The 8,348-nt window shown below is 58.1% G+C and carries 5 protein-coding genes; all 5 read right to left on the bottom strand.

All coding sequences use genetic code 11. The annotated features are described in order from the left end of the window. Nucleotides 1-479 precede the first annotated feature (479 nt). On the bottom strand, nt 480-1,661 hold the full coding sequence (locus tag O2807_08185; GenBank protein MDA1000478.1) for a prolyl oligopeptidase family serine peptidase: 1,182 nt from the start codon (nt 1,659-1,661) through the stop codon (nt 480-482). A 275-nt stretch (nt 1,662-1,936) separates the two neighbouring features. Then, nucleotides 1,937-2,356, bottom strand: coding sequence for an integrase core domain-containing protein (locus O2807_08190; GenBank protein MDA1000479.1), 420 nt, complete (start codon nt 2,354-2,356; stop codon nt 1,937-1,939). A gap of 499 nt (nt 2,357-2,855) precedes the next feature. Further along, on the bottom strand, nt 2,856-4,514 hold the full coding sequence (locus O2807_08195; GenBank protein ID MDA1000480.1) for a hydantoinase B/oxoprolinase family protein: 1,659 nt from the start codon (nt 4,512-4,514) through the stop codon (nt 2,856-2,858). 11 nt (nt 4,515-4,525) lie between these two features. Beyond that, a complete protein-coding gene (locus tag O2807_08200) occupies nt 4,526-6,670 on the bottom strand; it encodes a hydantoinase/oxoprolinase family protein (GenBank protein MDA1000481.1) in 2,145 nt (714 codons plus the stop codon). Between the two features lie 79 nt (nt 6,671-6,749). Further along, nucleotides 6,750-8,348: TRAP transporter permease (locus O2807_08205; GenBank protein ID MDA1000482.1), on the bottom strand; the 1,599-nt coding region annotated here is incomplete at its 5' end.

Here is an 8,348-nt window from a genome sequence, read left to right on the forward strand (position 1 = left end):
ACCATGACAAAGTAAAACTGTGTTTTCCTCGGAGAACTTGCGTTTACCCTTGGGTCGTTTTTCGCGCACCTCAATCTTTACATCCGGGTCGAGAGAGTCAATCAAATAATCTTTCTGGATGGTCTCGGATTTTTTCATCTTGGCTCCGTATAGATACTCGTCCCATATCCGAAATAGAACCTAAGTAATACTCTTTTTTGCTGACTATTACCTAGTTTATGCTTGCCCCAAAGGCCTGTTATAGAAATATATAGCTGCTTGATTTGGAATTCGCCATGCACAGGTTGAACACGACGGTGGCGAGGACGGCTTCATCGCCGGAGACTAGAGAACGAAGCGAGGTCATGACGGACTCCTTGGAATGAAGGTCGAATGTGATCTGCTAAGTTTAAGGTGCCGGGCAGCGGTGGCCAGGGTTGAATCTCCCAATTGTTGAGGAGCACACCCCCCGGCCTGGGGAACATGTTTGAACGCTACGGCTAGGCGCCCAGTTTCTCCCGAATCCAGTCCTGCATGTAGGGGAGTCCTATCGACAGGTAGTCGTTTTGGCAGTGCTGCGCGCCTCCGGTCTTCTGGGTGTAGACCTTCATGGATTTGTCCTTCGAGCCAACTGCCTTGTAGAGCGCTTTGGCGTCGCGCAACGGAATCTGCCGGTCGTCCTCCCCGTGGGTCAATAAGAAGGGGCAGCGCATCTTCTGGACCACGCCATCGAGGCGGAAGTTTTCGAGCTTTTGGAGGACCTCCTCCTGAGATTTCACGTTGAGGACCCAGTAGATGTATTCGGTCGGCACCCCCTGGGCGGCCTTCCCCGCCGAATCGAAGCGACCCTTCCAGGTGTCCCGGTAGTCCCAGGTGGCGCCCCAGGCGACGCAGGCCTTGTAGCGCTTGTCCATGCTGGCGCACCGGGGGGCATAGTAGCCGCCAAGGCTAACCGCCATAATCCCGATTTTCTTGGCGTTCACGTCCTTACGTGATTCAAGATAGTCGATGGCGGCCGAACCCGCAGCCTCGTAGTCGTAGCGGAGGTAGCTCTTGTGAAATCGGATAGCCTCTCCCGTGCCGGGACCGTCCACGAACAGGCAACTCATCCCCCGGCGGATCAGGCCGTCTGCGGCGCGAATGAACACGATTTCCTTGGAGGTGTCGAGCCCGTCGAAGAGGACGACGACGGGGGGCCTGGCCTTCCGGGTGTTCTCGGCGTGGACGAAGTAGGCGGGAAGCTTTTCGCCGTCGTGGGTGGTGATCGTGACGTGTTCAGTCCTCGGGCGGTCGGTCAGGCGGAGGTAGCGGTGGAAGCAGTCGATCGAGGTCCGGAAGGCACTGAGGGATTTTCTGTCCTTGGGCTGGCGAAACCGGTCGCCGATTTGGTAGTAGAGGCAGGCCCGCTTGTAGTGGGCGGCGGCGGAGAGAAGGTTCCCGTTTTTCTCTTCGCCTATCCCCATGGCGCGGACCCGGCCGCCCATTTTTGTCCACTCGCTGAACCAGAGCTCATCGTCGCCGAGCTTTTTCGAAAGCGCCCGGCCGACTCGATCCACCTCGCCGATATCGGAGCCCCCCCACTGGGCCGCCGAGATGAGCATGCAGATCGAGGCGGACCATCGGTAGTCAGTCGGGAAGTAGGTGAACCAAGTGGCTTTACCTGTGGCTTTGACTGGCGGCATGCGTTTTCCTCCTCTGTGCTCCGCAAAAATTCGATCCCACGTAAAATGAACGCTTTAGCATGGTCGCACTATTGGTCGGCCGTGTGGCAAAATTCAGCCCATGCCCAAACTCAAAAGTGTCTTTCAGGTAGCCACAGACCTCATTTCGCTTTTCATTCTCTTCTTTCGGCCGCGGGGCTACCTGGCCGCAGAGAACCCGTCCTGTCCAAAAACTCGACCGAACCGAGGGTGAGGTAGATTTCCCTGATAATTCCCTGTCCCTGGCGCATTCCTGATCAAGCGCGAATCGGTGTGTGAAACAGTCCCCGGCAATGTGCCAGCCATGCAAAATTTCTTAAATCCGCCTGAGTAGGCAGTCCCTTCCCGCCGGCATCATCGGGAGTCTTCAAATCCAGCGCCCGATGAACCCGGTGGGCATTGTAGTAATCCTTGAACTCTCCCAGTTTCTCTTCCAGATCGCGTTTGTTCCAGAAGAGCATCTGATCCAAGTATTCCCGCCGAATCGTGCCGATGAGTTTTTCGGTAAAAAAGAAATCGGCACATGGGGAACGGTTTTGATCCCCTCGATTTCCCGAATACGTAATTGGCCTGCCATTGATGATATCTGAACAAGGAATCATGATCCGAGCTGAGATAGCGCGGGGCGCCTCTGCCAGCGGTCGCCTGATGGAACATCCGGCAGCGCGCCGGGCCATCGACATCGCCTGCGTGGATACCCAAGCCGATGGTTCTCCTTGTGAACTGGTCCATGACGAGAAGAACCCTTGGGACCGGGCTTGCCCCTTCTTTTGGAGGAGTAGAGCAGGCGGTATTTGTGCTTCTTCAGTGCCCGGTGAAAACCCAAGATCGTCGATGGTTTTAGAATGATGGCAGACCGCCGAGTGCGTCGTTCACCAAGGAAACTCCCTAGTAAACCGATATAGAGGCGATCGAAAGGAGTAAGATTGGGCGCCCGGTGCCTGGAGCGGCTGATGATGAGAAGCTGCTGTTTCAGGAGGAGATTTTCAGCAATGAGTGCTTTCCTCCCGCCCGGTCTGAGCAGCTTGGCAAATGTGGCCAGGATGTGGGCGGAAAGCAGGAAAATATGTTTCATGGCGGGGGAGCTTAGGGAGAAGGGTTCTTGGGGGCAAGGCGACGAAAGACCTGAATTCAGGCTAAACTTATCAATTCGCCATGCACAGGATTCATCAACTACTATTCATAGACATTCTCAACGGTCCGTCGCGTGATAACACCGTTCGCCAAGTCAAGGCGCACCGCTTCTTTTGGTCGTTTCTTCGGATTTCCATACCCCCCTCCGCCTGGAAGCCTGAGAGTAAGAATGTCTGCCAGGTTCAGCCAGAAGGTGCGGCCCGAGGGAATGGGTTTTCCGTTCAGGAGAATATCCCCGGGAGCTCCTGGCCCTCCGCCAGCCATCCCCTCGGGAGGGAAATCCCCCCGCCGGTAGACCAATGCGACGCGCCCAGGGGTATTCGCCAGCATCTGGAAGCTGACCTCTTGGCCCGCTCCGCCGCGGTATCGCCCCGCCCCCCCGCCGTCCGGCCGGATCGCCTGGCTCAGGACCCGGAGCGGGAATTCACGTTCCATAATTTCAGCTGGGATGCAGGAAATATTCGTCGGGAAAGAAAGGTTCGCCAAACCGTCCGACATGGGGTTGGCCCCCTGCCCGCCCGCGAAGAAGAAGATACCCGAGTATGGCTTTCCGTTATCGTCCGCTCCGCTCAGGACAAATCCCGAGAAAGGAAAGCCGGCTTCGCCGGGAATCCGCTCCGGGATGACGGAGGCGAGCGCCTTATATACCGCCGCTGGAAGGTAGTGGCCCGCTGAGGCGCGCGCCGCCACCGCGGAGGGGCGCTGCGCATTCAGATAGGAGCCGGGCGGGGCGTACACCGTGATGGGCCGGAAGGCCCCCTGATTGTTGGGCACCTCCGGAGAGAGGAGGCACTTTAGTCCGTAGCAGGTGTATGCAAACGTGTAATTCATGACCGCGTTGAGGGAGGTGCGGGTCTGAGGAGAGGAGCCGGTATAGTCCACTCGGAGCTTCGACCCCTTCACGGTCAGCGCAATACATAGGGTGAGGGGTTTCCCCGGTTCGTAGCTTTCCACCATCATCTCAGCGCGGTAGGTTCCGTCGGGAATCTCCCGGATGCCTTTCCGCATGGCCATTTCAGAACGATTCTTCACCTCCATACCTATGGTGGCCAGATCCTTCAGGTGGTGCTCGTCCAGCAACTCTCCAACCCGGGTTTCGATCTGGGCACAGGCCCCTAGCAGGGCCCGGACATCTCCCATCACCTGCTCGGGAACCCGAACATTGTTCTCGATAAGCTCAACCACAAAGGGATTCCACTTCCCCGCTTCGATGAGCTTTACCGGTGGGATGAAAAGCCCCTCCTCATGGACGTCGCGGCTGTCCGGGCTGCGGTAGCGTCCGCCGATGTCCGTCATGTGGGCGATGGCGCCGGCAAATCCGATGAGCCGCTCCCCCCGGAATAGCGGAACGGCCATCGTGATGTCGGGCAGGTGGCCGGTGCACAGCCACGGATCGTTCGTGACGATGACGTCTCCTTCCTGCAGGGAAGAAGGCGGGAAGCGCTTCAGGAAGCCCTTCACCGAGATCGGGAGAGTCCCGATGAAGCTGGGGATGCTCCGGCCGGACTGGGCAAGACCGTCCCCCTCGGCGTCCAACACCATGCAGGCGTAGTCGTGGTTCTCCCGGACGATGGTGGAGAAGGAAGAACGTTGGAGAATGCCCGCCGCCTCATCGCAAATGGCAATGAGGCGGCTCCAGACAATTTCAAGCGTAAAAGGATCAATTCTCTTCTTCGAGGTCTGCTTCGTTGAGCGCGCCATGCCAATTCCTTTTATGATTTGAGACGGATGACAAGGTTCCCGTGGGAGTCCACGCTGAATTTTCCGGATTTACCGATCAAGGTCGTACTCTCGCGCTCCTCGACGAGGGCGGGTCCGCGGTATTCCCTGGCGGTGGCCAAGCTGTAACGGGAGTAAACGTCCGCATTACAATATCCTCCCGCTTCTCTCAGATAGATCCGGCGTTTTCCGATAAGACCTGCTTTCCCTTCCCCATGCGCACCGCCGGTGTGCTGCCAGTTGAGCCGAAGAGACGGGCGGGGACCACGGGCGGAAAGACGAAGATTCACCATCTCCAACGTGACGTTGTCCACCGACCGTCCATAGAGCTTTTGGTATTCCCGCCAGAAGGCGCGCCGAATGGCGGGGATGCTTTTGGCGCTCAGGGCGCCGACCGGGAGGGGAACACGGATCTCGTAACCCTGTCCGACGTAGCGGATGTCGGCCGAGTAAGCCAGGACAATTTGCTTTTCCGGAACCCCGGCGAGCTTGAGATAACTCTTCGCTTCTTTCGAAAGGTCCGCCTGGGACTTCCGAAAGCGTTTCCAATCGAGTTCATCCACGAGACCGTAGTGGGTCTGGACGAGATCAAAGGCCATTGGGGCGGTGAGCTGGCCCAGGGAAGAAATCACTCCGGCACCCGCAGGGCAGATCAGTTCACGGATGCCCAGCTTCGCAGCCACGGAATAGGCGTGCAGCGGACCCGCCCCTCCAAAAGCCATCAAACTGAACCTACGCGGATCCTCCCCCTGCTCGGCGATGTGTACGCGTGCCGCGTCGGCCATGTTTTCGCTGACCAGGTCACAGATCCCCGCCGCGGCCTCTTCAAGGGTCACTTTGAGGGGGACAGCGCAATGCTCGTTGATGGCCCGCCGGGAAGCGTTTTCGTCCAGCGCCATGTCCCCGCCCAGGAAATAATTGGGGTTCAGATAGCCCAAGACGAGGTTTGCGTCCGTGACGGTGGGAAGCGTCCCACCCTGGGAATAGCAGGCCGGGCCCGGATTCGCCCCGGAACTGTCGGGCCCCACTTTCAGCAAGCCCAAATCGTCGAGCCGGGCAATGCTCCCCCCGCCCGCACCAATCTCAATGAGTTCAATGGCCGGAATGCGGAGGGGGAAGCCGGAACCCCGCTTGAACCGCCTTACACGAGCCACCTCAAATTCCCGTGCAACGGCCGGTTCACCATTTTGAATGAGGCAGAGCTTGGCCGTCGTCCCTCCCATGTCAAACGAGAGGAGATCCGGTCGCCCGATCAGCCGGCCGAGTGCGCCCGCCGCGAGAACTCCTGCTGCTGGCCCCGACTCAATGATCCGGACAGGAAACACCTTGGCTGCCTCGGCCGCCCGCGCGATCCCCCCGTGGGAGAGCATGACGAAAAGCTCGCCCCGGAACCCTTCTTTCCCGAGGCCCCCGGCGAGCCGATCCAAATAGTTCTCCACAAGCGGCTTTACGTAGGCATCGATCGTGGTGGTGACGGTCCGCTCAAACTCTCTCGCCTCAGCGGAAACCTGAGAGGAAAGGCTGACGCTGATACCAGGCGCCGCCTTCGAGATAATCTGCGCCGCTTTCCGCTCGTGTTCCGGATTTGCATAGGAGTGCAAGAAGGAAACCGCGATCGACTTGACACCAGCGCGCTTCAGTTTACGGGCGGCGGCATCGATTTCATCTTCCGCAAGGGGAGCAATCGTCTTGCCAGAAGGATCAATCCGCCCGCCCACCTCGTAGCGCAAGGCCCGAGGAATTAATGGCTCGGGAAAAGCAATGTACAGATCGTAAATGTCGTACCTGAGACCCGTTCCAAGCTCGAGCACATCCCGAAATCCCTTCGTCGTGATCAGGCCAGTGAGTGGCCCCTTGCGCTCGATGACGGCATTGGTGGCCACCGTGGTGGCGTGGATCACCGCGCGGATCCGGTCGGAGGAAATACTTCCTTTCGCCAGGAGGCTCCGAAACCCTTTCAGGGCCCCCAGCGATGGGTCCTCGGGAGTGGACAAAACCTTCTCAGCATAGAGGGTTCCTTTTCCCTCCCGCCAAAGGGTGAGGTCGGTGAAGGTGCCGCCGATATCGATGCCCACCAGCCAATCACCGCCTCTGGTGAACAAGCGGTGTTTGGTCTTTTCAATTTTCGATCTAGGCAAATCCTTTACTCCTTACGGAAGGTTATCCAACTCCGCCGGAACTCCATCAAAAAAGATCAAAACCACACACTGGTGCCGGTCATCCGGGAGACTGGGCACGTTCATCCACGGCGATCACCGGAGCCGATTTCCGCCGCATCCACTGTGAACGCAGAGCGATCAAGGCGATTGCCAGCCCGGCGAGGTCCGTCACCCACCCGGGCATGATGAGCACCAAAGCGCCCGTCAAAAGGAGCAGGCGCTCCGGCAGGTTGCAATGGGTGAGAAAATATCCCGTCAATGCAGCAGAAAGGAAGATGCTTCCTACAACGGCGGTGGCGACCACAAAAATCACTTCGGGCCAGGAAGCCTGCATAATGAGAGAGGGTGAATATACAAACATAAATGGAAGAATGAAGCCGGGAATCCCGAGGCGGAAAGCGAGGAATCCTGTCAGAAAGGGATCGGATCTCGCGATTCCGGCGGCGGCGTAAGCCGCCAGAGCGAACGGCGGGGTGATGTTGGAAATGACTCCGAAATACAGGATAAACAGGTGGCCCGCGATCGGGAGGACGCCCATTTCCTCCAAAGCGGGCCCCACGATGAGAGCCGGGATCAAATACGAGGCGGTGACCGGCAGACCCATCCCCAACACCAGGCAGGTGATCATCGTCAAGACCAACAGGATGAATATCTCGCCTCCCGCCAACTTCACCATAATCGAAGAGAGCCGGAGTCCGATCCCTGTTAGGTTGATGGTGCCCAGAATGATGCCTGAGGCGGCGCAGGCGGCCACGACCGGAAGTGAGGCGAGGGCGCCGTCGCGAAGCGTGGTCCAAAGCCGCTTGATGCTCATCCGTGTCTCGCGCCGAACCATTCCGACAGCCACAGCGGACCAGAGCGTCCAAAAGGCGGAAAGCGTCGGCGAATATCCATGCACACCCATGAGATAAACGAGGGTTAGCGGAGGAATTAAATAGTACGAACGGTGGCGGAGGAGATACGAAAAATGAGGGATTTTATCCGGCTCTAGGCCGCGCAGACCCACACGGCCCGCTTCGAAATCTACCGAGAAGAAAATGGCCACGTAATAGAGGATAGCCGGAATGAGGGCCGCAACGACTACGGTGAAATATGAAATCTCCAGAAGCTCGGCCATCAGGAAAGCGGCGGCACCCATGATGGGCGGCATGATCTGTCCCCCAGACGAGGCAACCGCTTCGACGGCCCCGGCAAAGATGGGCCGATAGCCGATGCTCTTCATTAAGGGAATCGTGAAGGAGCCGGTGCCTACCACGTTGGCCACGGCGCTGCCCGAGATGCTCCCGAAAAAGCCGCTCGCAACGACGGCCACTTTGGCCGGACCTCCACGAACGCGGCCGAAAAGAGAAAGCGCCAGATCAATGAAAAATTGACCTGAACCCGTTTCCTTTAAAAAGGCGCCCAAGAGAATGAAATTGAAGACCAGAGTAGCGGAGATCCTCATCGGAAGACCGTAAATTCCTTCCTGCGTCAAATAGAGCTGGGTGAAGATCCGCTTAAAAGTGAAGCCTCGATGGGCGAACAGATCCGATAGATGATTTCCCAGGTTGGCGTACAAAAGGAAAGCCACGCAGATGGCAGGGAGAGCCCAGCCCGTGGTCCGACGGGTCGCCTCGAGGACGATGAGGATGGCCGCTCCACTCATTACGACTTCAAA

The sequence above is a fragment of the bacterium genome, assembly GCA_027622355.1.
Lineage (GTDB): Bacteria > UBA8248 > UBA8248 > UBA8248 > UBA8248 > JAQBZT01.

Excerpts from the sequence above, each read along its gene's own strand:
- O2807_08185 (MDA1000478.1), bottom strand. The coding sequence starts at position 1,661 with ATGCCGCCAGTCAAAGCCACAGGTAAAGCCACTTGGTTCACCTACTTC.
- O2807_08195 (MDA1000480.1), bottom strand. The coding sequence starts at position 4,514 with ATGGCGCGCTCAACGAAGCAGACCTCGAAGAAGAGAATTGATCCTTTT.
- O2807_08190 (MDA1000479.1), bottom strand. The coding sequence starts at position 2,356 with ATGGCCCGGCGCGCTGCCGGATGTTCCATCAGGCGACCGCTGGCAGAG.